This is a genomic window from Ensifer sp. Root127 (genome assembly GCF_001425225.1).
Classification (GTDB): Bacteria; Pseudomonadota; Alphaproteobacteria; order Rhizobiales; family Rhizobiaceae; genus Ensifer; species Ensifer canadensis.
In genome coordinates this window covers 38025-64704 of the sequence record NZ_LMDX01000014.1, presented here as the reverse complement: position 1 = coordinate 64704, position 26680 = coordinate 38025, and the positions used below count along the sequence as shown (strand labels likewise).

Annotated in this window: 25 protein-coding genes; 8 read left to right on the top strand and 17 right to left on the bottom strand. The window is 62.5% G+C overall.

The features are described 5' to 3' along the window. Nucleotides 1-95: 95 nt before the first annotated feature. Nucleotides 96-1367 carry a glycosyltransferase family 4 protein gene (locus ASD03_RS17805; protein ID WP_082557330.1) on the top strand — a complete coding sequence of 424 codons (1272 nt, stop codon included), beginning with the start codon at nucleotides 96-98 and terminating at the stop codon, nucleotides 1365-1367. Nucleotides 1368-1379: 12 nt separating this feature from the next. After that, complete coding sequence (locus tag ASD03_RS17800) at nucleotides 1380-2378, top strand: NAD-dependent epimerase/dehydratase family protein (RefSeq protein WP_057214624.1); 999 nt, start codon at nucleotides 1380-1382, stop codon at nucleotides 2376-2378. Here the strand turns inward: ASD03_RS17800 and hpaI are convergent. From hpaI to ASD03_RS17765, 7 genes are all read right to left on the bottom strand, one after another. After that, complete coding sequence (gene hpaI / locus ASD03_RS17795) at nucleotides 2372-3169, bottom strand: 4-hydroxy-2-oxoheptanedioate aldolase (RefSeq protein WP_057214621.1); 798 nt, start codon at nucleotides 3167-3169, stop codon at nucleotides 2372-2374. The genes ASD03_RS17800 and hpaI overlap by 7 nt on opposite strands. 9 nt (nucleotides 3170-3178) lie before the next feature. Further along, complete coding sequence (hpaH, locus tag ASD03_RS17790) at nucleotides 3179-3982, bottom strand: 2-oxo-hept-4-ene-1,7-dioate hydratase (RefSeq protein ID WP_057214618.1); 804 nt, start codon at nucleotides 3980-3982, stop codon at nucleotides 3179-3181. A gap of 3 nt (nucleotides 3983-3985) precedes the next feature. Beyond that, nucleotides 3986-4855, bottom strand: a complete 870-nt coding sequence (locus ASD03_RS17785) for a fumarylacetoacetate hydrolase family protein (protein WP_057214615.1) — start codon at nucleotides 4853-4855, stop codon at nucleotides 3986-3988. 58 nt (nucleotides 4856-4913) lie between these two features. Beyond that, entirely contained in the window at nucleotides 4914-6326 is a 1413-nt protein-coding gene (locus ASD03_RS17780) for a pyridoxal-dependent decarboxylase (protein WP_025428276.1), read from the bottom strand. Between the two features lie 67 nt (nucleotides 6327-6393). Continuing rightward, the gene (gene hpaD / locus ASD03_RS17775; RefSeq protein WP_057214613.1) at nucleotides 6394-7374 is read right to left on the bottom strand and encodes a 3,4-dihydroxyphenylacetate 2,3-dioxygenase; all 981 of its coding nucleotides are present in this window, start codon (nucleotides 7372-7374) and stop codon (nucleotides 6394-6396) included. Nucleotides 7375-7418: 44 nt separating this feature from the next. Further along, entirely contained in the window at nucleotides 7419-8936 is a 1518-nt protein-coding gene (gene hpaE, locus ASD03_RS17770; RefSeq protein WP_057214609.1) for a 5-carboxymethyl-2-hydroxymuconate semialdehyde dehydrogenase, read from the bottom strand. A gap of 68 nt (nucleotides 8937-9004) precedes the next feature. Beyond that, nucleotides 9005-9397 (bottom strand): 5-carboxymethyl-2-hydroxymuconate Delta-isomerase, encoded by a 393-nt coding sequence (locus ASD03_RS17765; RefSeq protein WP_057214605.1) that lies wholly within the window; start codon nucleotides 9395-9397, stop codon nucleotides 9005-9007. A 133-nt stretch (nucleotides 9398-9530) separates the two neighbouring features. On the opposite strand from ASD03_RS17765, the gene hpaR reads away from it, so the two are divergent. Beyond that, nucleotides 9531-10001, top strand: coding sequence for a homoprotocatechuate degradation operon regulator HpaR (hpaR, locus tag ASD03_RS17760; protein WP_057207367.1), 471 nt, complete (start codon nucleotides 9531-9533; stop codon nucleotides 9999-10001). A gap of 17 nt (nucleotides 10002-10018) precedes the next feature. Here hpaR and ASD03_RS17755 read toward each other — a convergent pair whose 3' ends face one another. The 6 genes from ASD03_RS17755 to ASD03_RS17730 are packed head-to-tail and all read right to left on the bottom strand — an operon-like array spanning nucleotide 10019 to nucleotide 16381. After that, nucleotides 10019-11032: a phosphotransferase gene (locus ASD03_RS17755; RefSeq protein WP_057214602.1), complete on the bottom strand. Its 1014-nt coding sequence runs from the start codon at nucleotides 11030-11032 to the stop codon at nucleotides 10019-10021. Between the two features lie 7 nt (nucleotides 11033-11039). Beyond that, nucleotides 11040-12323: an aminotransferase class III-fold pyridoxal phosphate-dependent enzyme gene (locus ASD03_RS17750; protein ID WP_057214599.1), complete on the bottom strand. Its 1284-nt coding sequence runs from the start codon at nucleotides 12321-12323 to the stop codon at nucleotides 11040-11042. 1 nt (nucleotide 12324) lies between these two features. Next, nucleotides 12325-13683, bottom strand: a complete 1359-nt coding sequence (locus tag ASD03_RS17745) for an aspartate aminotransferase family protein (RefSeq protein WP_057214597.1) — start codon at nucleotides 13681-13683, stop codon at nucleotides 12325-12327. A gap of 18 nt (nucleotides 13684-13701) precedes the next feature. Next, complete coding sequence (locus ASD03_RS17740) at nucleotides 13702-14349, bottom strand: HAD-IA family hydrolase (protein WP_057214595.1); 648 nt, start codon at nucleotides 14347-14349, stop codon at nucleotides 13702-13704. Next, nucleotides 14346-15599, bottom strand: a complete 1254-nt coding sequence (locus ASD03_RS17735; protein WP_057207362.1) for a Tm-1-like ATP-binding domain-containing protein — start codon at nucleotides 15597-15599, stop codon at nucleotides 14346-14348. The genes ASD03_RS17740 and ASD03_RS17735 overlap by 4 nt, the downstream gene beginning before the upstream one ends. After that, nucleotides 15599-16381: an IclR family transcriptional regulator gene (locus ASD03_RS17730; protein ID WP_057214592.1), complete on the bottom strand. Its 783-nt coding sequence runs from the start codon at nucleotides 16379-16381 to the stop codon at nucleotides 15599-15601. The genes ASD03_RS17735 and ASD03_RS17730 overlap by 1 nt, the downstream gene beginning before the upstream one ends. A gap of 307 nt (nucleotides 16382-16688) precedes the next feature. Here ASD03_RS17730 and ASD03_RS17725 point away from each other — a divergent pair, with 307 nt between their 5' ends. Further along, entirely contained in the window at nucleotides 16689-18140 is a 1452-nt protein-coding gene (locus ASD03_RS17725) for an APC family permease (RefSeq protein WP_057214589.1), read from the top strand. Nucleotides 18141-18199: 59 nt separating this feature from the next. Beyond that, nucleotides 18200-19678 (top strand): aldehyde dehydrogenase, encoded by a 1479-nt coding sequence (locus ASD03_RS17720; protein WP_057214586.1) that lies wholly within the window; start codon nucleotides 18200-18202, stop codon nucleotides 19676-19678. Between the two features lie 77 nt (nucleotides 19679-19755). Here the strand turns inward: ASD03_RS17720 and ASD03_RS17715 are convergent, their stop codons facing one another. Further along, nucleotides 19756-20268, bottom strand: a complete 513-nt coding sequence (locus tag ASD03_RS17715; RefSeq protein ID WP_057207409.1) for a flavin reductase — start codon at nucleotides 20266-20268, stop codon at nucleotides 19756-19758. 10 nt (nucleotides 20269-20278) lie between these two features. Further along, nucleotides 20279-21841 carry a 4-hydroxyphenylacetate 3-hydroxylase N-terminal domain-containing protein gene (locus ASD03_RS17710; protein ID WP_057214583.1) on the bottom strand — a complete coding sequence of 521 codons (1563 nt, stop codon included), beginning with the start codon at nucleotides 21839-21841 and terminating at the stop codon, nucleotides 20279-20281. A gap of 95 nt (nucleotides 21842-21936) precedes the next feature. Between ASD03_RS17710 and ASD03_RS17705 the strand changes: the two genes are divergently transcribed. The 3 genes from ASD03_RS17705 (at nucleotide 21937) to ASD03_RS17695 (ending at nucleotide 24343) form a co-directional block, all read left to right on the top strand. Continuing rightward, on the top strand, nucleotides 21937-22818 hold the full coding sequence (locus ASD03_RS17705) for a helix-turn-helix domain-containing protein (RefSeq protein ID WP_057214579.1): 882 nt from the start codon (nucleotides 21937-21939) through the stop codon (nucleotides 22816-22818). A 589-nt stretch (nucleotides 22819-23407) separates the two neighbouring features. Continuing rightward, a complete protein-coding gene (locus ASD03_RS17700; RefSeq protein ID WP_156407980.1) occupies nucleotides 23408-23704 on the top strand; it encodes a hypothetical protein in 297 nt (98 codons plus the stop codon). Nucleotides 23705-23782: 78 nt separating this feature from the next. After that, entirely contained in the window at nucleotides 23783-24343 is a 561-nt protein-coding gene (locus tag ASD03_RS17695) for a type 1 glutamine amidotransferase domain-containing protein (RefSeq protein ID WP_057207356.1), read from the top strand. A 97-nt stretch (nucleotides 24344-24440) separates the two neighbouring features. Here ASD03_RS17695 and ASD03_RS17690 read toward each other — a convergent pair whose 3' ends face one another. After that, a complete protein-coding gene (locus tag ASD03_RS17690; protein ID WP_057214574.1) occupies nucleotides 24441-25448 on the bottom strand; it encodes an alpha/beta hydrolase-fold protein in 1008 nt (335 codons plus the stop codon). A gap of 113 nt (nucleotides 25449-25561) precedes the next feature. Next, a complete protein-coding gene (locus ASD03_RS17685; protein ID WP_057214571.1) occupies nucleotides 25562-26368 on the bottom strand; it encodes an alpha/beta hydrolase in 807 nt (268 codons plus the stop codon). Nucleotides 26369-26680: the final 312 nt, after the last annotated feature.

The window sequence follows — 26680 nt, the reverse complement described above, 5'->3', positions numbered from 1 at the left end:
CTACCGCAAATTGATATCTTGCAAACCGTCGGCAAGCGGCAGCCAAATGGGGGAGATCCAGGTCGCCGAGTAAAGTCTCCGAGAGGCAAGTGTTCATGCGGCTTATCGTTGTCAACGACGTGTCGGAGGCCCTGGGCGGTGCGACCAAGGTCGCGCTCCAATGCATTGAGGCAGGCGTTGCGGCGGGGCTCGACTGTTCCGTTCTGGTCGGGGATGACGGTGCGGGCATTCGCTTGCGATTCCCGGGCGTACAGGTGGAGGCGCTGGGCGAGCGCCCCTTGCGCGACGGCGTCCGCTTCACAAACCTGTTCGACAGGAATTTCAACGGCCGCGCCTACCGTGCCTTGCGCCGATTGCTCAAGTCCGGAAGTGACACGGTCGTGCATGTTCACGGTTGGTCACAGATCCTGTCCCCTTCGATTTTTCACGCGCTGGCGTGCAGTGACGCCAAGGTCATCGTTACCGCGCATGATTTCTTTCTGAGCTGTCCGAACGGCGCGTATGCTCATTTCGGGAAGGGCGATATCTGCGAGGAGAAACCGCTGACTGCCGGTTGCTTGGCCAGCGCCTGCGACAAGCGCAACTACCTTCACAAGCTTTGGCGTTTCGGCCGTTCGATGACCCAGAGCGCCGCGGGTGAGGTCTTCTGGGGCCGCGTCGGTGTCATTCTCGCGCATGAAGCCATGGAACCTTACCTGAGCACGGGCTCGCTTCGAAACTTCCTGACGTTGCGCACGCCGTCGACGCCGCTCACGCGGTTTCCCGTTGAAGCCTGGAAGAACGAACGCGCCATGTTTCTTGGCCGCATGACGGTAGAAAAGGGCGTCCGTACGCTGGCCGAGGCGCTCAACGTGACGGGCAAGGCGGCGACCTTGATTGGACAAGGGCCGTTGCTCCAGGAAATACAACACACACTTCCTCACTGTCATGTTCCGGGATGGCTTGATGACGGCGAGGTTACCGCCGTCGCGGCCAAGGCACGCTATTTTTTCATGCCGTCGCGGATGCCCGAACCCTACGGTCTCGTCGCCGCCGAGGCGCTGATGTCGGGCATACCGGTGATCGCCAGCAGCAATGCGCTCATTGCCAGAGAAATCGAAGAGAACCAGGCGGGGCTGGTTTTTCAGAGCGGCAATGCCCGATCCCTCGCCGAGAAGATGGTGCTGATGGAAAACGACGATCTCGTTCGGCGTTTGAGCGAGGGTGCATTCGCCTATGGTAAGAGGATCGCGCCTTCGCGAGACGAATGGCACCAGCGGATGGTCGATATCTATGCCGGACGGATCAAATTTTCGATCCGTGATGTGATGACAGGGGCGGTGGGGCGACCTGGACATCCAGCGTTTGAGATGGCCAGCCGGATCTGAAAGGGAGAGAGGATGGCGCGTGCATTGGTGACCGGCGGAGCCGGATTTGTGGGACGCCATCTCTGCGGCAAGCTGATGTCGGAAGGCGTCGATGTCGTTTGCGTCGATAAACTCGCGCGCGGAACCGGGGCAATGCGTCCTGAGGATTGGCCGAACCCGCCGAGGGGCGGCTTCTCCCTCATCGAGGAGGATTGCCGCCGCTATTTCGATCGCTCCGACGACCGTTTCGACATGGTGTTTCATCTCGCCGCGATGGTCGGCGGTCGTGTCATGCTGGAGACCCAGACGCTTCTGGTTGCCGAGGATCTCGCGGTGGACACCGATATGTGGCGCTGGGCCGCGCGCACGCGTCCAGGAACCGTCGTCTATTTCAGCTCGAGTGCTGCCTACCCCGTAAGTCTTCAGCGCCCGGAAGGGTACCGCAAGCTGAGCGAAGACATGATCGACTTCGATCATACGATCGGCGTTCCGGATCTGAGTTATGGCTGGGCGAAGCTCAGCGGCGAATACCTGATGAAGCTTTATGTCGAGAATTATGGCGGGCGGGCGGTCGCCTACCGGCCGTTCAGCGGCTACGGCGAGGATCAGGACCTGAGCTATCCATTCCCGGCGATCTGCAGACGGCTCCTCGATGAGCGCGGCACGGAAGAGGTTTTCGTCTGGGGCTCGGGCCGGCAATGTCGCGACTTCATCCATATCTCGGATTGCGTCGATTTCGTCTGGCGAACCTTTACCCGGTTGCAGAACGGCGCATCTCTCAACATCTCCACCGGCATCGCCACCTCCTTCATTGAACTCGCCCAACTGGTCAGCCGGTGCATCGGCTGGGAGCCGAGAGTAAGCGGCCGGTCAGACAAGCCCGAGGGCGTGTTCTTCCGTTGTGGCGATACGGCGCTGCAGGCGTCCTATGGCCTTGTGCCGCGCATCGATCTTCAAGCCGGCGTGGCGCGGGCGCTCGACCAAATGCAATCGAAGCGACCCTATGCTCTCGGTGGCGTTGCCTCTCAATAGCCGGATGCGGGCGGCGCAACCGGCTGTTCGGCAAAGTTCGCACGCAGGCGGCTGGTCGCTCCCACGAGCAGGCTGACGTCGTTACCAACAGCGACGAAGAGCGCGCCCAGTTCGAGGTAGCGCTTGGCGAGTGCGGTGTCCGAGGTCAGGATGCCGGCAGCCTTGCCGTGCGACTGGATGCGCGCGAGTGCAGCCTCGACCGCCTCCTGCACCTCGGGTGCCCCGGGCCGGCCAAGGAAGCCCATGTCGGCCGCTAGATCCGCCGGACCGATGAAGACGCCATCGACCCCTTCGGTCGACGCAATATCGTCCAGTGCCGCCAGTCCCGCACGGCTTTCCACCTGCAACAGCAGGCAGATCTCGGCATTGGCGGTCGGGAGATAATCATCAATGCGGTTGAAGGCCGACGCGCGGGCAAGTGCTGCGCCGACGCCGCGCATGCCGTGGGGCGGATACCGCACGGCCCGGACCAGCGCGCGGGCCTGTTCGCCGGTCTCGACCATAGGCACCAGCAGCGTCTGCGCGCCGATATCGAGAAGCTGCTTGATCAGCCACGCCTCGCCGATCGGCGGGCGGATGATCGGATGGCTCGTCGAACCGGAGAGTGCCTGGAGCTGCGCCATCATCAGCGGCACGTCGTTCGGGGCATGTTCGCTGTCGATCAGCAGCCAGTCGAAACCGGCACCGCCGCAGATCTCGGCGGTGTAGGGATTGGCGAGCGCCAGCCAAAGGCCGATCTGCGGCCGGCCCTCGGCAAGCGCAAGCTTGAACATATTGCGTGGAGCAGGCATGGGCGCACCCTATTCGAAGAAGCAGCTGACGGTTCCCTGCGGCCCGAAATCGGCGACGATGGTGTCGCCGTGCCGGGCCTCGACGGGGCGGATGAACGAGCCGGCAAGCACGATCTGGCCGGCGTCGATGCGGTCGCCATAGCTGGCAAGACGGTTGGCAAGCCAAGCGATGCCGCGGGCCGGATGGTTGAGGACGCCTGCACCAAGCCCGGTCTCTTCAACCGCGGCATTGCGCGAGACGATGGCGCCCATCCAGCGCATGTCGACATCCTGCGGGCGCATGGCGCGGCCGCCGATGACGATACCGGCATTGGCGGCATTGTCGGAAATGGTGTCGACGATGGTTCGGGCCTTCTTCGTTTCCGGATCGACACGCAGGATGCGTGTGTCGAGAATCTCGAGCGCTGGAGTGACGTAGTCGGTAGCATTGAGGACGTCGAAGACGCTGACATTGGGGCCGGCGAGCGGCGCCTTCATGACGAAAGCGATCTCGGCCTCGATGCGCGGCTGGATGAAACGATCCCTGGGGATCGTGGCGCCGTCCTCGAACATCATGTCGTCGAACAACACGCCGGAATCGGGAATATCGATGTTCAGCGCATATTGCATCGCCTTTGACGTCAGCCCGATCTTCCAGCCGATGACCCTGCGCCCCCGGGCGATCTTCTGCTTCACCCAGGCCGATTGCACGGCGTAGGCGTCGTCCATGGTCATGTCGGGATGCTTCAGGGAGAGAAGGCCGGTCTGGATACGGCTCGCCTCCGCCGCATCGAGCGTCCTTGCGGCATCGGCGATTTCGCTGGCGTTCAACACGGCTCACACCTCGTCGGCGATGGGGTTGCGAAGCAGGCCGATGCCATCGGCCTCGACCTCGACGACATCGCCGGGTTTCAGCCAGATCGGCGGGTCGAAGCGGGCGCCGGCACCGGTCGGCGTTCCCGTGACGATCACGTCGCCGGGCACCAGCGTGGTGAAGGTCGAGACGTAGTTGATGATCTTGCGGAAGGAGAAGATCATCCGGCTGGTTCGGTCCTGCTGGCGGACCCAACCATTGACGCGGGTTTCGAGCTTGATGTCTGCGATCTGCGCCTCGTCGGTGAAGGGAACCAGCCATGGCCCGATCGAACCCGTGCGGTCGAAGTTCTTGCCTTGCGTGACGTTGAACTTGGCGTGGCGCACCCAGTCGCGGATCGTGCCTTCGTTGCAGAGCGACAACGCAGCTATATGGTCGAGCGCCGAGCCTTCGGGGATGCGCCGGCCGCCCTTGCCGATGACGATGACGATCTCGCCCTCGTAGTCGAGCTGCGGGCTTTCAGGCGGGCGGATCAGCGGCTGTCCGTGCCCGGTAAAGGAGCGCGGAAAACGGATGAACAACGACGGGTTGGGAGGTGCTGCCTGCCCATCCCGGTACTCTTCGTTGCGATCGGGGAAATTGACTCCGACGCAGATGATCTTTTCCGGCGCGGGGATCGGGATTTCGAAGCGGATATCGGCGAGCGACACGTCGGGGGCGAGGGTGGCGGCTTCGTCCGCAAGCCTTGTCAGGGCGCCGTCGGCAATGACCTCGCGCAGCGTCGGCCATTTCGAGCAGTAACGCCGGGACAGATCGATGATGCCGTGGTCGCTGACAAGGCCGTATCCCTGACCGTCGCTCGTGTAAAAACTGGCGAATTTCGCAAGCGTCATTTCAATCCTCCGGCCTGGTCGGGCGATGCCGACGGGCAGACATGTTTGATCCCGCAGATCACCGGTTAGCCATGCCCGCAGCGACCTCGGTGATGACATCGAAGGCGACATCGGCGTCCGCCTCGGTCATGTCGAACTGGCCTGCCTGGAAGCGGATGGCGACGCGGCCGTCGACCCGCGTCTGGGTCAGGTAAATGCGGCCATCGTCGTTGATGGCATTGACCAGCGCGATGTTGTGGGCGTCGCTGTCGGCGCCACCGCGATGGCGGAACGAGAACAGCGAGAAGCGCGGCGCGGTGACGATTTCGAAGTTTTCGTTCGCGCCGAGGCGCGCGGCCAGGCGATTTGCCCAGGCGACGTGGTTGCGGATCATCGTCTTCAGACCATCCAGCCCGTGGAAGCGCAGCAGGAACCACAGCTTCAGGGCGCGGAAGCGCCTTCCGAGCGGGATCGTCCATTCAGAATAGTTGATGATGCCGTCGCGGCCATGGGTCTTCAGATATTCCGGTTGGATCGCCAGCGTGCGGACGAGATCATCGGGATTGCGGATGAAATGGGCAGAGCAGTCGAACTGGGCGCCGAGCCATTTGTGCGGGTTGAAGACGACAGAATCCGCCTCTTCGACACCGGCCCAGAGCGAGCGGAATTCCTCGCAGATCATTGCCGACCCGGCCCATGCCGCATCGACATGGACATAAAGGCCGTGCTTGTGGGCGACGCGAACGACTTCGGCGATATCGTCGCAGGCGCCGGTGCTGGTGCCGCCGGTACAGGCAATGACGCCGGCCGGCAGGAAACCTGCGTCTTTATCCCTGATAATGGCCGCTTCGAGCGCTTGGCAGTCCATTGCGTGGAGCGGCCCGGCCGCCGGTATGCGCACGAGGTTTTCCTCGCCGATGCCCGACACCCAGATGGCCCGGTCGATCGAGGTGTGGACTTGGTCCGAGGAGTAGATGCGCAAGGGCGCGTGTGCGCTCAGTCCTTGCTTGTTGCCTTTCCAGTTCAAGGCGCGCTCGCGCATGACGAGTACGGCGGAGAGCGTGGCGGAGGACGCCGAGTCCTGGATCACGCCGGAAAAGCCGTCGGGCAGGCCGATCGCCTGGCGCAGCCAGTCGATCACCCTGGTTTCGAGCTCCGTGGCAGCGGGGGAGGTCTGCCACAGCATGCATTGGGCGGCCATCGCCGTCACCAGATATTCGGCGATGACGGAAACCGGGGCGGCGTTGGCAGGGAAATAGGCGAAGAAGCGCGGGTGCTGCCAATGGGTCATGCCCGGCAGGATGATGTTTTCGAAATCCTCGAAGATCGCCGCCATGTCCTCGCCGGTCTGGGGCGGCTTGCTCGGGATCTGGGCTGCGATCGCGCCCGGTGCCGTCTGGGCGCGAACAGGCCTGTCGCGCAGCGACGCCCGATAGGCCGATCCCCATTCCGCCGCTTTCTGCGACCACTCACCGAAAGTCTTCTCGTCCATAACGTTCCTCCCCTTGCGCCATTGGTGCCGGCCCTGTTGTGCCGGCATCCACCTTTCATGCCTCGATTTACGGGGCGATGATAGGTTGCGCCTTCAACGCCGGTTCCACCGTCTCGGCGTCTGCAAATTGGCTGCCCTCTTCGAACCAGGAGCGTGGCGCAGGCGCGCCCCAGAGCGTTTGGCGCTGCGGGTCCTTGAGATCCCATTTGATCGGTTCCAGATCGGGATCGACCGTCTGGTAGTCCGAGCAGTAGATCTCGATGCGGTGGTTGTCGGGATCGCGGACATAGAGGAAGAAGGCATTGGAAATGCCATGACGTCCGGGGCCGCGCTCGATATTGGCGAGCCAGCCGGAGGTCGACATCAGGTCGAGCAGGTCGATGATGTTGAGCGGCGTCGGCACCCAGAAGGCGGTATGATGCAGGCGCGGGCCGCGACCATTGGTAAAGGCGATGTCGTGTACGCCGCCCTTGCGGTGGGTCCAGGCCGCCCAGAGCCGGCCGGTCTCTTCGTCGGCCGTATACTCGGTCACCCGGAAACCGATCTCGTTATAGAAGGCGACGGCGTCGTCGACATTGGGCGAGAAGCAGTTGAAATGGTCGATGCGCAGCGGCTTCACACCACGATAGAGCGCATATTTCTGGTGGATCGGCGGCAGGCGGTCCATCTTCGAGTAGAATTCCAAGGGAATGCCCTGCGGGTCGCGGGTGCGGAAAGTGCGCGACTGATAGGGCCGCTCGATCCATTCGACCGGCAACGCCTTTTGCTTGAAGAAATGCGCCGCCTTGTCGAGGTCCTCGTCGCCAAAGACCTTGAAACCGAGATCGCGGGCTTCGGCAGTCGTGGCCTTCTTCAGCACGATGCAGTGATGCCCGCGTTCTTCCATGGCGCGCAGGTAGATTGTGTCGGCCGTCTCGTCGGTGACCTGCAGGCCAAGCACATCGACATAGAAGGCGCGCGATTTGGCGAGATCGGTGACGGCGAGTTCGACATGGCTCAGCCGCACGATGTTAAAGGGCGGGTGAAGGTTTGGCTTCGGTAGGGGCATTCTTGTCTCCTCCAGTTTTGGGCGGCGCGGTTCGTGTCTCGCGCTCAGCCGCCGAGCTTGGCGATCGCATGCGCCGAGCTGGCAAACGCGATGTTCTTGGTTTCCATGTAAAAGTCGAACGACCAGTCGCCGCCGTCGCGGCCGATACCCGAGCTTTTGACGCCGCCGAAGGGCGTCGGCAGATGACGGACATTCTCCGAATTGACCCAGATCATCCCCGCCTCGAGATGATCGGTGAAGCGGAAGGCGCGCGTGATGTCGGAGGTCCAGAGGTAGCCGGTGAGGCCGTATTGAATGTCGTTGGCAAGCTCCAGCGCCTCCGCCTCGTCCTTGAACGGAATGGCGGTCAGGACGGGCCCGAAAATCTCCTCCTGCGCGATCCGCATGGAATTCTTGGCGCCGGTAAAGAGCGTCGGCTGGACGTAGCGGCCGCCACCAGGACCGTCGAACCTTGCGCCGCCGGCGGCAACCGTCGCACCTTCTTCCTGGCCGATGCCGATGTATTCGAGCACCTTCTTTTCATGCTCCGGGTGGATCAGCGGCCCGACCACGGTTTCCGGATCGAGCGGATGACCGATCCTGATGCGCTTGGCCTTCTCGGCAACCAGCGCGGTAAAGCTGTTGTAGATGCTGTCTTCCACCAGCAGCCGAGAAGAGGAGGTGCAGCGTTCACCGTTCAGCGAATAGATCATGAAGACCGCGGCGTCAGCGGCGCGCTCCAGATCGGCGTCGGCAAAGACGATGACCGGGTTCTTGCCGCCGAGCTCGAAATGCACCCGCTTCAGCGTGTCGGCGCCCTGTTTCATGATCAGCGATCCCGTCCGGCTTTCGCCGACGAAGCCGATGGCCTTGATGGCAGGGTGCTCGGTCAGCGCCTTGCCGGCGTCCTCGCCAAAGCCGTTGACCAGGTTCCAGACACCCTTGGGTAGACCGGCTTCCTCGGCGATCTCGACGAGCAGGCGGGCCGTCAGCGGCGAGAACTCCGCCGGCTTGTGGACGATGGTGCAGCCGGCCGCCAGCGCGGGCGCTATCTTCCACGTCGACAGCATGAACGGCGTGTTCCAGGGCGTGATGATGCCGACCGGGCCGATCGGCACGCGCGTGGTCATGTTGATCTGGCCCTCGGCGCGAAGCACCTTGCCGTCGCGGGCCTCGGGCGCCCGATCGGCAAAGAAGCGAAAGTTCTCCGCACCACGCAGAGCTGCCTTGGCCATGAACTTGAGCGACTGTCCGGTGTCCATGCATTCGACGAAGGCTATCTCCTCGGCGCGCGCGACGATGGCATCGGCGATCTTGTGGAGAAGTTTTTTGCGAGCGTCGCCCGACATGGCGGCCCAGGCCGGGAAGGCCTCCTTTGCGGCGCGGGCGGCGCGGTCGACATCGGCTGCTTTGCCGCGTGAGACGGTGGCAAGCGGCTTGAGGTCGACCGGCGAGATCGTCTCGAAGCTGTCGCCGTCCAGCGCCGGCACGGCTTCGCCATTGATGTGGTTCGAGACGCCGTCCGCGCGGAAGCGAGCGAGATACGCTTCAGCTTTCTGGAGGTTCTCGTTGAGTTTGGACATTGCATTCTCCAATCGTGGTGCGCGGCTGTTCGTGCGGGCGCAGAAACGTCTTGCCGACTTCTGTCGGGTCAGGTGCCCTTCTTTCGAAGGCGCGGGTGGATTGCGTTCTTCTTCCAGCTGAGATCCGGGTCGATTTCGCGGATCTCCAGGCTGAGGGCGAAATGGGGTGTGTCGAAAAGGCTGGCGAGTTCTTCAGTGACGGCGCCGAAGATGGCCGCTCCGGTTGCCTGCTTTTCGGAGTCCGAGCGACCCCGGCCGACGCGGAACGACATGTCGATGAAGCTGTTCTCCGGCATGAGATCGGCAATGGCATAATGGCTGCTGCTGATGGTACGGACGCGGACGGCGCCGGTTTCGAAGAGACCGGTGCCGAGAATGGTCTTGTGGATCGTGCGGCACAGGCGGTCGAAGTCGACGCGCGCGTCGAGATTGGCGGAATGTTCGATCGTGAAGTGCGGCATTTCCCGTCCCCCGTGTCTCTCTGTTTATTAATTAACACGTTAACAATATGCCGTTCCGTGTCAAGCGACTTTCGCTGTCGCCCGAAGCTCGCCGGCAATTGCAGAAAGGTGAAAAATCGCCCATAGATCGCGCATGAGCCGTGCGAAAACCCCGATCGAGCTTGGGCCCGACGCCCTTCTTCCCCACAATACGCGTCGGTCGCTGCCGATAGCGCTTCTGCGCGCGCGCGAGGCCGTGATGGGGCATTTCCGGCCGATGCTGGCACGTCACGAAATCACCGAGCAGCAGTGGCGCGTCATCCGGATCCTCGCAGAATCCGGCAAGGTCGATGCATCCGAGATGGCCGACAAGGCCTTCATTTTGGCGCCGAGCCTCACGCGTATCATCCGCTCGCTCGAGGAGCGCGGACTGATCACCAAGCACAAGGACGCCGACGACGGTCGCCGCGTGCTGCTCGAGATCGCGCCCGCTGGCATGCGGGTCATTGCCGATGTCAGCCCGGAAAGCCGGGCGATCTACGACCAGCTTGAAGCGCGCTACGGCCGCGAACGCGTCGAGGTGCTGCTCGACATGCTGGACGAACTCGCAATGCTCGGCGATTGAACGGGCACCTGCAGACCTCATGCGGGAACCGGTAGCGCTTGCGCCAGCAGCAGGGCCTCATCCGCGTAACGACGCACACGCGCCTCCGCGTCCGGAAGTTCCGGGCGCGCGGCAAACCAGCCGATATAGGTGAGGCTACGAAGCGCCATGAAGATCGGCAGCGCCGAAAGTGCCGGATCCGTCAATGGGCGCTTGCTTCTGTATCCTTCGATCAACGCCCTTTCGATCGCCTCGTAGGCCGGTTCATTGCGGTTCTTCAGGAGCGCCGTCGCGATATCGAACAGGCGAAAGCCGAAGCCCGCGTCGTCGAAATCGATGAACGCCACGCCGTCGTCACAAACCAGCACGTTCTCGCGCACGAGGTCGGCATGGACGAGGCCGTAGTCGAACTCGCCCGCAGGCACGTTTTCCAGAATGCTCCGAAGCCGATCGCGCAGAATGCCGAGGCCACACCTCTGCTCGACCGACAGGCCCTCGCAATCCCAGAAGCGGCCCCAGACCGGCCTTTCGCCAAGCAGGCCCGCGATGTCCCAGGCAGGACGTTTGAAGCCTGATGGCGCCGACCAGCGATCGGCAAGGTTGTGCATGTCGGCCATCATGGCCCCAAGCGCATGAAACAGGACGATCTGCCTCTCACCGCTATGCGCGAGCGGAACGCCGCTTTCACCGAGCGGCGAGCCGTCCAGCCAGCTGACGATATCGGCATGCTGTGCGCCAAAATCATCGGTCGGGTCGAGATGCACGAGAAGACGGCCGTCCGGTGTCGCAATCGCGCTAGGCACCGCAAGGCCGCCGTCGCGCAAGGCTGTCATCCACTGCAGTTCGGAGCGCAGCGCGGCGTCGTCGTGATAACCCGGTCGGTGCAGTCTGAGCGCAGCCGGCTCGCCGTCGGCGAGGGTGACCCGGAACACGGCGTTCTCCCGATATTTCAGCAGCTCGGGCCGCACGTCGGCAAGTCCCCAGTGGGTTATGGCCTCCAGTGCGCGGGCCTCGAGTGCTAGCAGCAGATGTTGTGGCAGATGCTCGGCCATGGCGCGTTCACAAGCCTGAAAGCACGTCGTCGAGGGTCGAAAGCATCAGGTCGGCGTTCTCCTTGGAGAACGGCATCGGCGGGCGGATCTTTGTCGCGCATTGATGGATGCCGAGCTTGCCCATCAGCACGCCACGCTCGCGCATGTCGTTGATGACCTTGGTGGCGAGTTCGGCGGCCGGCGTCTTGTTACCCCGGTCGAGCACGAGTTCCGCTCCGAAGAACAAGCCGCTGCCGCGCACGTCGCCGATGATGGCGTGCTTGTGCCTGAGCCGGTCGATGCCGGCCTTGGAATAGGCGCCGACCTCGCGGGCATTATCTACAAGCTTTTCATCCTCGATGACGTCGAGCACGGCCATCGCCGCGGCACAGGACACCGGATTGCCGCCGAAGGTGTTGAAGTAGCGGAACGCCTTGCGGAACGTGTTCAGCGCATCGCTGCCGGCAACGACGCCGCCGATCGGATGGCCGTTGCCCATCGGCTTGCCTAGCGTGACGATGTCGGGGGTGATGCCGGCCTTCTGGTGGCCCCACATGTGCCCGCCCGTGCGGCCGAAACCGGGCTGGACCTCGTCGGCAATCACCACGCCGCCGGCTTTCCGCACGGCCGCAACGGTCCTGTCGAGGAAGCCCTCAGGCAGATCGGGGAAGCCCTCATTGGCGAAGAACGGGTCGATGATCAGCGCGGAAAAACCAAACGGGCTTTTCTGCAGCTCGGCGATCGCCTTTTCCACTTCGGCCGCAAACGCGATCGAAAAGGCTTCGCCGGAAACGCCGCCGAGTAGCCGGTAGCTATCCGGTGCCGGCACGTGGCGCACATGGCCGCCGAAGCCGCCGACCGGCGGCATCCGGGTGGAAAGCTGCGAAACGGAGGCAGTGTTGCCGTGATAGGTGTGATCGGTGGCGATGACCCCGGTTTTTCCGGTCACCGCCTGAGCCATGCGCAGGGCAATGTCGTTGGCCTCGCTGCCGGTGCAGGTCAGGATCGCTGTGTCTAGACTAGGATCGAACGTCGCGGTCAGTCGTTCGACATAGTCGAGGATACCCTCGTGCAGGTAGCGCGTGTGGGTGTTCAGCGTCGATGCCTGCCGGGCGATTGCCTCGACCACGTGCGGATGGCAATGGCCGACATGCGGCACATTGTTGTAGCAGTCGAGATAGCGTCTGCCGTCGGCGTCAAAGAGCCAGACGCCTTCTCCCCGCACGATGTGCACCGGGTCGCTGTAGAACAGCGACATGTTCTTGCCGAGCAGCCGGTCGCGGCGTGCCAGCAACGCTGCGGTGTCGCTCATGTCATTTGCCTCCGGCAGCACTCAGGCCGGCGTCGAGCGCCGAAAGAATGCGCGTGACATCCTCGGCAGTGATCACGAGTGGCGGCGACAGGATCACATTCGGGCCGGAGGTTCGGACCATGACGCCGGCCTCGTAGGCTGCGTCCTGGACCTTCTGGATCACATCCTTGGCGGCGGGCGACTTCTTTTCGCGATCCGACACGAGTTCGAGCGCGCACATCAGGCCCTTGCCGCGCACATCGCCGATGAGCTCGTGGTTGGCCTTCAGAGCTTGCAGGCCGGCCATCAACTCCTCGCCGCGCGCGCCCGCATTGGCCGCCACATCAAGGCGTTTTGTTTCCTTGAGGGTTGCAAGGGCGGCAGCCGCACCGACCGGGTGACCGGAATAGGTGTAGCCATGGCCGATCGAACCGGCAGCCGTCCTGTTGGTCTCGAAAGCCTCGGCAACCTTGTCCGAGATCATCACCGCGCCGAAGGGATAATAACCGTTGGTGATGGCCTTGGCCGTCGACATCAGGTCCGGCTTGACACCCCAAAGACGCGAACCGGTCCAGGCGCCGGTGCGGCCGAAGGCGGTGATCACCTCGTCAGCAATCAGCAGGATGCCGTGGCGATCGCAGATCTCGCGCATTAGCGGCATGAAGGTTTCGTGCGGGACGATCACGCCGCCAGCACCGAGAACCGGTTCCATGATCAGCGCGGCGATGGTGTCGGCCCCCTGGAAGGCGATCTCGTCTTCGAAGAGGCGGGCAATGCCCCTGGCGATCTCGGCGCCGTCCGGCGTCGCGAACGGATTGCGGTAGGTATAGGGGGCGGGAAGGTGGAAGACGCCCGGCAGCAGCGGCTCGTAGTTGCGGCGGAAATTAGAGTTGCCATTGACCGACGCGCCGCCGAAATGCGTGCCGTGGTAGCCCTTCTTCAGCGCGACGAATTTGGTGCGCTCCGGCTGGCCGTTGAGCTTGTGGTACTGGCGGGCGAGGCGAAGGCAGGTCTCGACCGAGTCCGAGCCGCCCGAGGTGAAGAACGAGCGGCTGAGGCCATCCTCCTTGAACCATTCGGCAAGTTCATAGGAAAGCTCGATCAGCGGCGAGTTGGTGGTGCCGCGGAAGGTCGAATAATAGGGCAGGTCGTCGAGCTGATCGCGGATCGCCTTCTTCACCGGCTCGCAGGAATAACCGAGATTGACGTTCCACAAGCCGCCGACCGCATCGAGTACCTTCTTGCCGTGGATGTCGACGATCTCCACGCCCTCGCCGGCATTGATGATGCGCGGCGGCGTCGCGTGCATTTCGGCGGGGTGTGCCATCGGATGCCACAGGTGGCGGGCGTTGTTCTCGATGAGGAAATTGGTTTCGCGCATGTCTTGCTCCTGGTCAGTTCAAATGCCGAGCATCCGGAGGGCTCTGGCGTAGCTTTCGGCGGGTCTGGTGACATCGAAGTGCACGTTGGGCAGGGACACTGCCTCGGCGCCCTCAATGTTCTTTTTTTGGTCGTCGACGAAGACGCAGGCCTCTCGCGGCAGGCCGAGCTCGGAAAGTGCGAGTTCGTAGGCCCGCGGGTCCGGTTTCAGGATGCCGGTGTAGGTGGCATCGACGATGACGTCGAAAAGCTGGATCAGCGGGAAGCGCTTGCGAAACTCGACCCCGTAGAAAAGATCGAGCTCGTTGGAAAGAATGGCGAGCCTGATACCGGCGTCCTTGGCCTGTAGGATCGCATCGCGCGCTTCCGGGCGCAGCACCAGTTCCGGCTCGGCGCCGCGCGCGCGCTGGACGAAGGTCTTCATATCCGTCCAGTCTTCACCGACGAGGTGCCCGACTTCGCGGGTGCGCTCCGTCCAATAGTCGCGCTCGGTGATCTCGCGCCTCTGCATCGACACCCAGAGTGGATCGGTGGCGGTGTCGAACTGCCCCCGCCAGGTCAGGCTGCCGGGGGCAAGGCCGAGCGCGCGCTCGGTGACATCGTGGGTTTCAAACAGCGTGCGTGTAACGACGCCGCCGAAGTCGAGGATGAGAGCGCGATCCGTCACGGGCGGCCTCCCGGGATCACGCCGCGGGCGATCCAGTCGTCGAAGATGGCGAGCGCCTTTGCCGAAAACTCCGGTGCGTTGATGTGGCTGTCGATTTCATGAAGGCTGACGGAGGAGGGGACGGCGCGGCGCATCTCGTCGATGAAGGCGTCGAGCGCTTCAGGTTCGTGCAGCGGTTCCTCCGGCTTGTCCCATTCCTGGATGCCCTTGAGCGGCAGGATGAAGGCGACTTCGGCGCGGGTGTCGGCGAGCTTGCCGCCGATGATGCGGGCGATCTCGCGCCGGTCTTCAGGCGATGTCGTCACCGAACCGAGCAGCCGGTTATGCGCATGGTAGGGCCGGTCGGCGAAAGCAGCAGGCAATGCCTGCCAGGCGGGCAGGTCGACCATATCGACTGCTCCCGGTGCGACAAGCTGCGGAATTCCGACGCGGCCGGCATTTTCCAACCGGTCGGGGCCGGAGGTGACGACGGTGCCGTGATGATGGTTGCTGACTTCCTGGATGCAAAAGTCGAAGACGGCCGTAAAGCCGTTCTGTGCGGCAATCGCTTCGAAGGCGCGGCCGCCCATGCCGGTTGCGTGAAACACCGCGACATCATAGCCGCGCCGTTCCAGTTCGGGCTTCAGGTATTTCATATATTTGAGGCAGCTCGACCCCAGCGAGGTCATGCCGATCAGCGGGCGGTCCTTGTCCGGCTTGGTGCCGAAGCGGGCGGCCCCAACGACGGCGCCACAGGCTTGCGAAAGCACCGATCGGCAAATGCCGTTGAGGCCGTAAAGCCCGCCGGCCCAAAGGATCATCATCAGATCGGGCGCGATGCGCTCGGGCGGGAGCAGGTGCGAATAGGCGATCGTCGAGACGACGAACTTCGGCACGCCGAGCGGCAGGGCCGCCGCGACATCGAGCGCCAGATCCGTGCCCATCGAGCCGCCGAGAATGATGACGCCATCGGCCTGCCCGGCATCGTAGAGGGTGCGGGTGAGGGCCGCCGCCCCTTTGGCCATCAGTTCCATCGCGCTGTTTTCGTCGCCGCTCGCCGCAATCGCTGCGATCGAGGTGCCGGCCGCATCGGCGATATCGTGGCGCGAATATTCCGGGGCATAGGGTGGGTCACCGAGGATGCTGACATCCATCATGACAGGCAGGCCGCCGGCTTCCCGGATGACGGAGGCCATGAATTGAAGTTCTTCGCATTTGGTGTCACCCGTTCCGACGACGAGGATGTTGGGTAGACGGTTCATCGCATTCATCAGCCGGCCCTCCTTGCCAGCGGATTGGCAGTCACCTGCTCCAACCCAAAGAATTTCTCCGAAATGCGTTTGGCGATCGCTGCCGTTGCCGGTCCGAGTTGCTCGATCGTGTCGGCATTGGCGCGGACCTGCGGTGCGGCAACGGCAATCGCGCCGATCGGCACGCTGTTCGGCGCACGGATCGGCGCGGCGACACTGATGACGCCGCTCTCAAGTCCCTGCTGGCTGATCGAATAGCCGCGGTGGACGGTCTCCGCGAGCAGGCGGAGAAGTTCCGTTTTCGACGTGATCGTGTGTTCGGTGAAGGCTTCAAGGGGCATGGACAGTGCATCTTCGACCTGCCTTGGCGGGCAGAAGGCAAGGAAGGCGTGGCCGGACGCGGTCGCATGGAACGGCAGCGCGCTGCCGATATCGACGATTACCCTATGGGCGCGCGGCGAATCCTCCACGTGGACGGTCGAAAGTCGGCCGGCGACGAATTCCGAGAGATGCACGGTCTCGCCTGATGTGCTGGCAAGCTCTTTTACGAATGGAATGGCGAGCGTGAGAAAGGGGAACCGTGCTTCCCGGATGCGGGCAAGCCGGACCGGCGCGCCGCCGATGCGATAGCGTTTGGTGTCCGGATCCTGTTCGACGAAACCATGTTTTTCAAGCTCGACGAGAAAGCGTCGCGCCGTCGCCTTGTCGAGCACGCAATGCCTGGCGATGTCGCTCAAGCCCACTTCCCTGTCCAGTCGCGAGATCGCGTCCAACAGGGTCAGTGCCTTACCGATGGTGCTCATCCAGTCCTCCGTCGTTGAGCGCCGCCGCCAGTGATCCCGATGCCTGTTCCCTTGATTCCCAGGCGGTTTGGCCGCCCGTATCGCGTTTTTATCCAGCCGAGATACTTAACATGCGAAATAACTTGACAGGTCGCCGTGGCATTTGCAAGTCTATATTTGAAGCAACGGTTTGAATATTGAACCGATTAATGCGCGCGACCAAGAACAAAAAGCAACACGGTCAGCAGCAGCTTCGCGGAGGATGCCTTTGGAGAGATGGACCTGAGGCGAAGGCAAATAGTGCCAAGAAAAGGGGAGCTAAGAAGCTATGGACAATCAATCGTCGCCCGCAACCGGCGCCAACCAGTTGCGCAGGAATGCGCTCGGGGTCGGTGCCGTCACATTTCTCGTGGTATCGGCCGCCGCGCCGCTGACGGCGGTCGCCGGCGGCGTGCCGCTGGCAATGCTGCTCGGCAACGGCGCCGGCATTCCCGGCACGTTTCTGCTGGTCACGCTGATCCTTCTGATGTTTTCGATCGGCTACGTCGCCATGGCGCGGCATATCCGCAACGCCGGCGCCTTCTACGCCTATACCGCGCAGGGGCTCGGCGGGTTGATGGGCGGTGCCGCCGCGATGATTGCGATCCTCGCCTATAACGCGATGCAGATCGGTGTCTTCGGTCTGTTCGGCGCGGCGACCGCGGGCCTTTTCGCCGGGCTCGGCATCGACCTGCCCTGGTGGGTCTGGACCTTTATCGGCATCGCCATCGTCGGTGTTCTCGGCTACCGCCGCGTCGACCTGTCAGCGAAAGTGCTGACGGTGCTGGTCATCCTCGAATATCTGGTCGTGCTTGTCATCGACGTCGCAATCATCGCCAAGGGCGGCGACAGCGGCCTGACAATGACGTCGTTTACGCCTTCGGCGCTCATGTCAGGCTCACCGTCGATCGGCATCCTGTTCTGCTTTGCCGCCTTCATCGGCTTCGAGGCGACGACGATCTACAGCGAGGAAGCCCGCGACCCGCACCGGACCGTGCCGCGCGCGACCTATATCTCCGTGCTGATCATCGGCGTCTTCTACATGCTGACATCCTGGCTGATGGTCAATGCGGCCGGTGCCGACAAGCTGGTGCCGGAATTGCAGGGCCTTGCCGATCCGACAACCTTCCTCTTCGGCCTGGCGGAACGTTATGCCGGAGGCTGGCTGCCGCCGATCATGAATGTACTCTTCGTCACCAGCCTGTTTGCCGGCGTGTTGGCGTTTCACAATGGTGTCGCCCGCTATCTCTACGTCGCTGGCCGCGAGCGCCTGTTGCCGGCTTCGATCGGCGTCACCCATCCGGTCTACCATAGCCCGCACGCCGGCTCGGTCATCCAGACGATTACAGCTGTGCTTGTCGTTGCGCTGTTTGCGGCAACCGGACAGGATCCGGTGCTGGCGCTGTTTTCCTGGCTGACCAATGTCGGCACGCTGGCCGTGATGGTGCTGATGGCGTTTACCGCCTTTGCCATCGTCGCATTCTTCAATCGCAATCCGGGATTGGAATCGAACACCCTGGTGACCAAGATCATCCCGGTCATCACAGGCATCATCCTGATTGCAGTGATCATCGCCATTGCGATCAACTTCGGCGACCTCGCCGGCGCCACCGGTCTGCTTGCGGTCTTGCTGCCCGGACTTGTCGTTATCGCCGGCGTCATCGGGCTTGGCTTGGCAGCGATGCTCAAATCGGGCCGTCCGCTCGAATTTGCCCGGCTTGGCGCCGGCCAGGAGATCTGATCCGATAGGGGCGGCCGAGCGATCGGCCGCTCTTCCGCCTGACACATGGAACGGGAAACATGCAGGAAAAAATCGACCAGTTGCGCCGCAATGTGGTGCCGTCGCAAAAGCTTTTCATCGGCGGCAATTGGCGCGACGCACAGTCCGGCAGGACGCTGGATGTCATTTCCCCGATCGATGGCACGCGCCTCACGACCATCGCCGATGCTGATGTCGACGACGTCGATGCCGCTGCGCGTGCCGCCCGGGCGGCCTTTGAGAAGGGCACATGGTCGAGGGCTGCACCGGCGGAGCGCAAGAAGGTGCTTCTGCGCATAGCCGAACTCATCGAGAAAAATGCTCTCGAACTTGCCGTTCTCGGCGTACGTGACAATGGCACCGAAATTTCGATGGCGCTGAAGGCTGAGCCAGGCAGCGCCGCCGGTACCTTTCGCTACTATGCCGAGGCGATCGACAAGGTCTACGGCGAGATCGCGCCGACCGCTGATAACGTACTCGGGCTCGTTCATCGCGAACCCGTCGGTGCTGTCGCCGCTATCGTTCCCTGGAACTTTCCGCTGATGATTGGCGCCTGGAAGATCGCGCCGGCGCTCGCGGCCGGCAATTCGGTCATTCTGAAGCCTGCAGAGGGCGCGTCACTGACTTTGCTGCGGCTCGCCGGACTTTGCGCCGAAGCCGGCCTGCCTGAGGGCGTGTTGAATGTCGTGACGGGAAGGGGATCAGTCACCGGCGAGGCGATCGGCCTCCATGCCGATATCGACGTGCTGGCCTTTACCGGTTCGGGAAGCGTCGGTCGGCGGCTGCTGGAGTATTCGGCGCGATCCAACCTCAAGCGCGTCTATCTGGAGCTAGGCGGCAAGTCGCCCAACATCGTCTTTGCCGATGCCCCGGATCTCGATCAGGCGGCGAAAATCTCAGCCTATGGCATCTTCCGCAACTCCGGCCAGGTCTGTGTCGCCGGCTCGCGCCTGCTGGTGGAGCGATCGATCCACGAGACCTTTGCCGAAAAGGTTGCGGCGATCGCAGCAAACATGAAGGTCGGCGATCCGCTGCTGCTGGCAACCGAAGCCGGTGCGATCTCCAGCGAAATCCAGCTCGAGAAGAACCTCGGTTTCGCCCAGCAGGCGGTGGAGGAGGGCGCGCGGCTGCGGACCGGCGGCAAGCGTATCCTCGAGGAAACGGGCGGCTTCTACATGCAGCCGACGATTTTTGACGTCGATCCGGGCATGACGCTCGCCAGAGAAGAAGTCTTTGGGCCGATCCTCTCGATCATCCCCGTCGACGATGAAGCCGACGCGCTCCGCATCGCCAATGGCACCGAATACGGGCTTGCGGCGGCCGTCTGGACCGCGAACCTGTCGCGGGCGCATCGCATTGTGCGCTCTATTCGGGCCGGCGTCGTGCATGTCAACACCTATGGCGGCGCCGACAATACGGTGCCGCTTGGCGGAGTGAAGCAGTCGGGCAATGGCCACGACAAGTCACTGCACGCGCTCGACAAATACACCGACCTCAAGACCGCCTGGATCCAGCTCTGAGGGCAGCGAATAATCGCCACCAAACGAAACGGGCCGGAGTTGAACACCGGCCCATTTCGTTTTTGTATTTCGGTATTCTACCCGCCGAAACTGCCGAGCTGTGTTGGCACGTGCACGTAGTTGCGATCGAAGTAGAGGAGCGCGTTGCCGTCGCTGCGCGATCTTATGCCGACGACGCGGCCGATCAGGATGTGGTGGGTGCCGAGCAATCTTGCTTCCGCCAGTTCGCAATCGAGCGAGACGATCGCATCCTTCACAGCGAGACTTCCCGACTGCATCTCGACCCAGTCGGCGGCGGCATAGCGGGTTGCCATGTCCCGTGTCGCGCCGGCGAAATGGCCGGCGAGCTCGGTGTGGTCGTGGCTGAGCACATTGACGCAGAAGCGGCGGTTGTCGATGAACAGGCCGCATTGCGTCGAGTTCCGGTTCATGCAGACGAGCAGGCTCGGCGGGTCGTCGGTCACCGAGCACATCGCCGTTGCAGTGAACCCGCCGCGCCCGGCGGGTCCATTGGTGGTGACGACATTGACGGGCGCACAGACCCGCGCCATCGCGTTGCGGAATTCGGTCTTCGAGATCGCCGTTTCCATGGCAATCGCCTCACTCGGCCGCATTGCGGATCGGCGTCTCGGCGCCAATTGGCGGCAGCCAGGTGTCGCCGGTCCAGCCATGCTGGTCGTAGTCGCTCATGCAGGTGTCGACGAGGGCTTCCATCTCCGTCAGGCGTCCGCCGCGCTCGGCGCCCTTCAGCACCTGCAGGCGGACTTCTTCAGGCGCGCCGGCATAGTTGAGTTCATAGAGCGCATGGCGCCCGCCGAACTCGGTGCCGGTCGCGTCCCACAGCAGCTTCATGATCTTGATGCGCTCGATATGGCCCATGTCGTTGGAGCCGCGGACAAATTGCGCGAGGTAGCGATCGATCTCGCCATTGCCGAAATCCTTGACCGACGACGGCAGGTAGATGAGGCCGGAGGCGATAACCCGGCGAATGGTGTCGACCACTCGCGGATAGGCTTCCGACATGAACGTTCGGTAAGAGAGTGCGGCTTCGAAATTGGGCAGAACGGCGCCATCCGCCCACGGGATGGGGTTGTAGGCCATGGCATTGGAAAAGCTCCAGAACATGTGCCGAAGCGCGATGACCTCGCCAAGGGCTGCCTGGTTGCCGCGAAACGCGTCGCCGCCGGTTGCCCGCAGCGCTTTGGCCAGCAGGCCGGCGAGGAAGTCGAGCTTGACGGCAAAGCGGGTGCAACCCTGGAAGCAGTAGCCGTGCATGAAGCCCGATGCCGGATGAAACGAAAGGATCTTGGCGGCATCGCGCAGCACGAGCACGTCCTCCCAGGGCACGAAGACATTGTCGAGCACAAGGATGGCGTCGTTTTCGTCGAAGCGCGACGACAGCGGATAGTCGAAGGGGTGGCCGACGGTGTTGGCCGTCTGTTCGTAGGAAACCCGGCAGAACATCTTGATCCCCGGCGCATTCATCGGGACGATGAACATCACCGAGAGCGACGGATCCTCGGTCACGGTCGCCGAGCTCTGGGCAAGGAAATTATAGTGTGTCAGCGCCGACGACGTCGCCACCACCTTGGCGCCGGAGACATAGATGCCGGCATCGGTTTCCTTGGTGATATGAACGAACACGTCTTTCACCGCATCGGCAGGTTTATGCCGGTCGATCGGCGGGTTGACGATCGCGTGGTTCATGAACAGCGCCGCTTCCTGGGCGCGCTTGTGCCAGGCGAGCGCATTGTCCTTGAAGGGTCCGTACCACGAGGCGTTGGCACCAAGCGTGTTCATCAGCGCCGCCTTGTAATCGGCCGTGCGTCCCATCCAGCCGTAGGACATGCGCGCCCATTCGGCGATGGCGCCCTGCTGGGCAACGAGGTCGGCAGACGATCGGGCGACGCGGAAATATTTGTGGGTGTAGCCGCCGGAGCCGGTGTCGGTGGGGGCGGTCAGGGCCTCTTTCCTCGCCGGGTCGTGCAGCGCATCGTAGAGCCTGGCCAGCGATCGGGCCGAATTGCGCATGGCCGGGTGCGTTGTCACATCGGCGATGCGCTCGCCGTTGATATAGACCTCGCGACCGTCACGCAGGCTTTCGAGATATTCGGCCCCGGTAAACGGGCGCGCCTTGTCGGCGCGAAAGTCCTCGGCTCTCATGGTTCTCCTCCTTGAGTTTCGTCAAGACTAGGCATTGATTGTCGAGGCAGCCATGGACAGAATGCCAAAATGACTTGCACTTTTTCGGGTGGTTAATGGCCGACATCATTCCAAGCTTCTTTGTCTACGGCGAACCAGAACAACAGCTCGAACCGGGGTTCTTCCACGTCGAAACGGTGATGGCTCGGCGTGGACTGCATCAAGGGCGGGTCAAGGCCCATAAGCACGATCAACTTGCCCAGGTGACCTACTGGTTTCGCGGACGTGGGTCGTATTTCATCGAAGACAAGGTTTTGGACTTTTCCGCGCCAGCCGTCAGCTTCGTGCCGAGCGGTATCGTGCACGGTTTCTCCGTCGAACCGCTGGAAAGCGATGCTTTCGTAATATCGATCGCCGACGGCTTGATGCTGTCCGCCCGGGAGAGAACAGTCCTGGCGCTCGATGCGCCGATCATGGTTGCCGGCGCCCGGGACGACCGGCAGTGGCAGCGCCTATCGTCATTGATGGACATGATCGCAGAGGAGTACGGCACGGGAGCTTTCGGTACCCAGTCGATGATGGCATCGCTGGTATCGGCGATCCTGACGCAGATCGCGCGCCTTGCCACCGCCGCGCCATCGCCGTCGCAGTCCCCCGATATGATGCTCGCAACACAGTTGCGGCGCATGATCGATGCGCATTTTCGCGAGAACTGGACGGTTGGGCGCTATACGAGTGCTCTTGCGACCACCCCGCACCTGCTTGCCAAGGCCAGCAATGCCGCGTTCGGGATGCAGGTGAAGGAACTGATCAATGAGCGCCGGCTGCTGGAAGCCAAACGTCTGTTGCTTTTCACCGTTCGATCACTGGAAGATATAGCCTACGAGATCGGACTGAAGGATGCCGCCTACTTCTCCCGTTTCTTCCGCTTGCGTACCGGCATGGCGCCAAGCGACTGGCGACGGCTCAAGCTGGCGGACGCGATCGTGCCATCCTGATTACGACTTTGCCTATCTGTCCCGACAATGCGTTCATCCATGCTTCATTACGGACCGCCGAGTGGAAGAAATCCCGATCGGATCCGGCCCGACAAAGTGTCTTTGCCGTGCCGATCAAACAATTTCCGGGATAATCATGATTGGGCCTTGAAAACCCTGAGCCACTGACTATCTAGGGCATCACTACCCGTATCGATGGCGTCCTGCAGCGGCTAAGCCCGCGCGTTTGACGTTGTCCGGGTCAAGAAAAGGCGCTCCCCGTCAAGGGTCGAGCGCCTTTTCTATTTCGGGGCTCTCCCGCATCGGGCGGCGGCGGGCCTGCCGTTCGTCAGCTTGCAGGTGCTGTGGTCACGAGACGTCTGCCGCCCTTCGCGTTTTCCGGGCGGTGAACCGTGTTGTGATGGAACAAACGCGTTTCCGGTGTATTGTTGTTACGGGAGGCCCCAAGATGTCAGTCCGTCACCCGAAAGGCAGACGCACGTCCGCAATGCTGCTGCCGTCAGCGCAATGGCCACGTCACGCGGCGACGGCTCAGGCGCGCCGTGCCTGGCTTCACGCGCTGTTGGGACGACCGGAGCCGGAGGATCGCGTGTTTCGTGAGAGCCAGGTGGCAGATGCCGGCGACGGCGGGATTGTTAGCGCCGGGGTTTATTTTGACGAATCCACAACGGTGAACCGGCAGCCGCGTCCTCACGATTACAGTTCGGCAGTGTCAGCGCAACAAGCGCCGGCGTCTGCGGCAACCACCGACGTCGATGCTTCCGGCGGAGCCTTGTGGAACGCGCTTTTGGGCGACGACACATCCCACGGCATGCAGCGCTTCGCCAGGCTGATCGCCCTTTTCATCCTTCTTTCCGGGCTGGTGTTCTGGTTGCTTGCGCCCTGAAGGGCTTGCAGAAGGTCGGAACCATTTCATTCGCAGCCGGTTCTACCCCTGGGTTCACAAACCGGGAAGGACTTCGCCATGCCATCGATCGACACAGCCAAAATTCTGATCCTCGCTACCGACGGCTACGAGCGCTCGGAACTGCACGTCCCGCGCGACGAACTGTCAAAGCGCGGCGCCAAAGTGACCATCGCATCGCTGGAAAAACGGGCCATCAAGAGTTGGGACAAGGGCGACTGGGGCGACACCGTTGACGTCGACCTGACGGCAAAGGACGTGTTCGTGCGAGATTTTGATGCGCTTGTGCTGCCAGGCGGGCAGATCAACCCGGACCTGCTAAGGAAGAACCCCGACGCGATGCGCGTCGTCACCGATTTCGTGCAGTCGGGCAAGGTGGTGGCAGCCATCTGTCATGCGCCGTGGCTGCTTGTCGAAGCCGACGCCTTGAAGGGGCGCAAGGCAACGTCCTATGCCTCCATCCGCAAGGATGTCGAGAATGCTGGCGCGCAATGGGTCGATCTGAAGGTCGTCAGCGACCACGGTATCGTCACCTCCCGCTCGCCAGACGATCTCGACGCCTTTGTTGCCAAGATCGTCGAGGAGATCGAAGAGGGTCGCCACGATCGGCGTGCCGCTTAAACTCGACAGAAACGAGGGCGACCGCCATCAGGTATCGCCGCATCTCGAGACACCATGGCCGGCCGGCGTTTGCTTCCGGTCGGGCCATTGACGCTCGTTACTGCAGCGCCTTGGCAAGGAAGGGCAGGCTGACATCCATGCGGTAATCGACCGAATTGTGGTTGTCCTCGAACTCCTCATAGGTGTGTTCGATGCCGAGTTGCTTCAGCGTCCGATGGATGCGGCGATTGCCGTAGAGCAGATTGTACTGATCCACAGTGCCGCAATCCATGTAGAAGGCCTTGAGCTTGCCGATGTTGTGCCCATGGGTCTTGGCGAGCTCAACGGGATCGCACGCCATCCAATTCTGCCAGCGGTCGTCGATGAGCTCGCAGGTCTCCAGATCGACCGGGAGCCGCAGGCCTTTGAAGGCCTCGAGGTTGGGATCGGGGTCGTAGCTTGCCGCCTGGGCCAAAACGAGGAGGACGGGGATGTCCTCATCGGCATGTTTCTCCCGGGCCTCATAGGCTCGAAACCAGCTTTCAATCGAGAGATCATGCCGCGCAAGCGCGCGCAGCACCATGGGAAAGTCAGCCGCCATCAGGTCGAAGCCGGCGTCTCCGGAATGGCTCGCTGCCGCAGCCCAGACATCCGGCCGCCGGAAGGCGTGGGAGAACGCGCCGTAGCCACCCGAGCTTTTTCCAAAAACGCCGCGCCGTCCGGTGCCGCCGCAGCCGAAGCGGGTTTCGACTGCCGGAAGCATCTCGTCGATGAGGAAATCCTCCCAACGGCCGACGACCTCGCTGTTGACATATTGGTTGCCGCCAAGAGAAGTGAAGCAATCGGGAAAGGCGACGACCACCGGCGGCATCTGCCCGGTCGCAATCAGCCGGTCCAGGCGCTCCGGGACGTTCTCGAAGAAGGCTTTCCAGGCGGTGTGCAGTGGGCCGCCGGCCGTAAAGCCGACGAGATCGACGAGCAAAGGCAGGCCGGCGCCATCATGGTTTGCCGGGATATAGACATCGACGTCGCGGCGGCTCGGATCCCCGAGCCTGTTGCTTTTAAGCACGTCGCTGTCGACGCTGAGACGGGACACCGTGCCCTTGGGATAATCTGACTTCCGCATTCTTTCCTCCTGATCGCTCCCCGGTTGTATCGCGCGCAATCGACACGAGCCACCATTATCGTCGGTTTGAAGACGTCCCTTCGAAAGGACGGCTCTCGGGATCGCGTAGGGCGCTAGCGCAAGATGCTCGTCAAGAACGTCATCACGGCGCCATTGAAAACATCGGGACCCTGCAATGGGGCAAAATGGCTGAGACCGGGAAGGACGTGAAGCGTCGCGTCAGGTAGCGTTTTGGCGAGATAGGTCATGTGCTCCTGCTCGATGAATTCGTCAAATTCGCCAAGGACCGCGGCCACGGGCACGGAGATACCGGCAAGTGCTGCCGCCGACAGGTTGGGCTGTGTCCGCTGCATCGTTTCGACGGCTGCCGAGAGCGCGTCGAAATCACCTGGCGTCGCCGAGAATGCGGCGTAGTCCTTCTGATGTTGCTGCCAGATGCGGCCGATAACAGGCGTGAACACGAACGGTTTGGTGCCTGTATCGTCGACGTTGCAGGCGAAGAAGAAAATGCCGGCAACGCGCTCGGGCGTTTCTTGGGCGAGGATCAGGGCGGTATCGGCGCCATCGCTCCAGCCGACGATCGCGGCCTTCTCGATCCCTAGCCGATCCATGACGGCGCGGGTATCGGCGGCCATCAGCTGGTAGCTGTATTCACGTGCGTCGCGTGTGCTGCGGCCGTGGCCGCGGCTGTCGATGATGACAGCGCGATAGCCGGCTTCGACGATTGCCGGGACCTGATAGCCCCAGTTTCCGCTGTTTCCCATGCCACCATGCAGCAGGATGACTGCGGGGCCGGAACCATGGCTCGCATACCAGATGCGTGCGCCTTCGTTTTCGACGTAGCCATGTTCGTGCGGCTCCGGAAGCGATGGGATCCCGTGGCTTTCAACACAAGTCAGATCAAGGTCGCGAAAGGTCATTGGATATCCCATTCTGTTCCTGCGTGAACGCCGTGAGATAGAGACCGCCGCGATTGCTGCAAGGGTGGCGGGTCGGCGGTTCCGATGTCGGGGAGGTGATCTTGCTTAGGCAGATTACCGCTTTCACCTGAAGTTGGTCCGAAAACAATCACGCCGGCCACCGGCAGGTGGCGTGGGCGGTTGGAATAACATAGTCCTTTTCCAGTCGGGCTCGTCACTCTGCAGATTGGCAAGCAGCGAGGGGCGCGCGGCGATCTGCGGTTGAGGATTTAGGCATCTTTACTTAAAGACCGTTAGAATGCACTCAAAGGC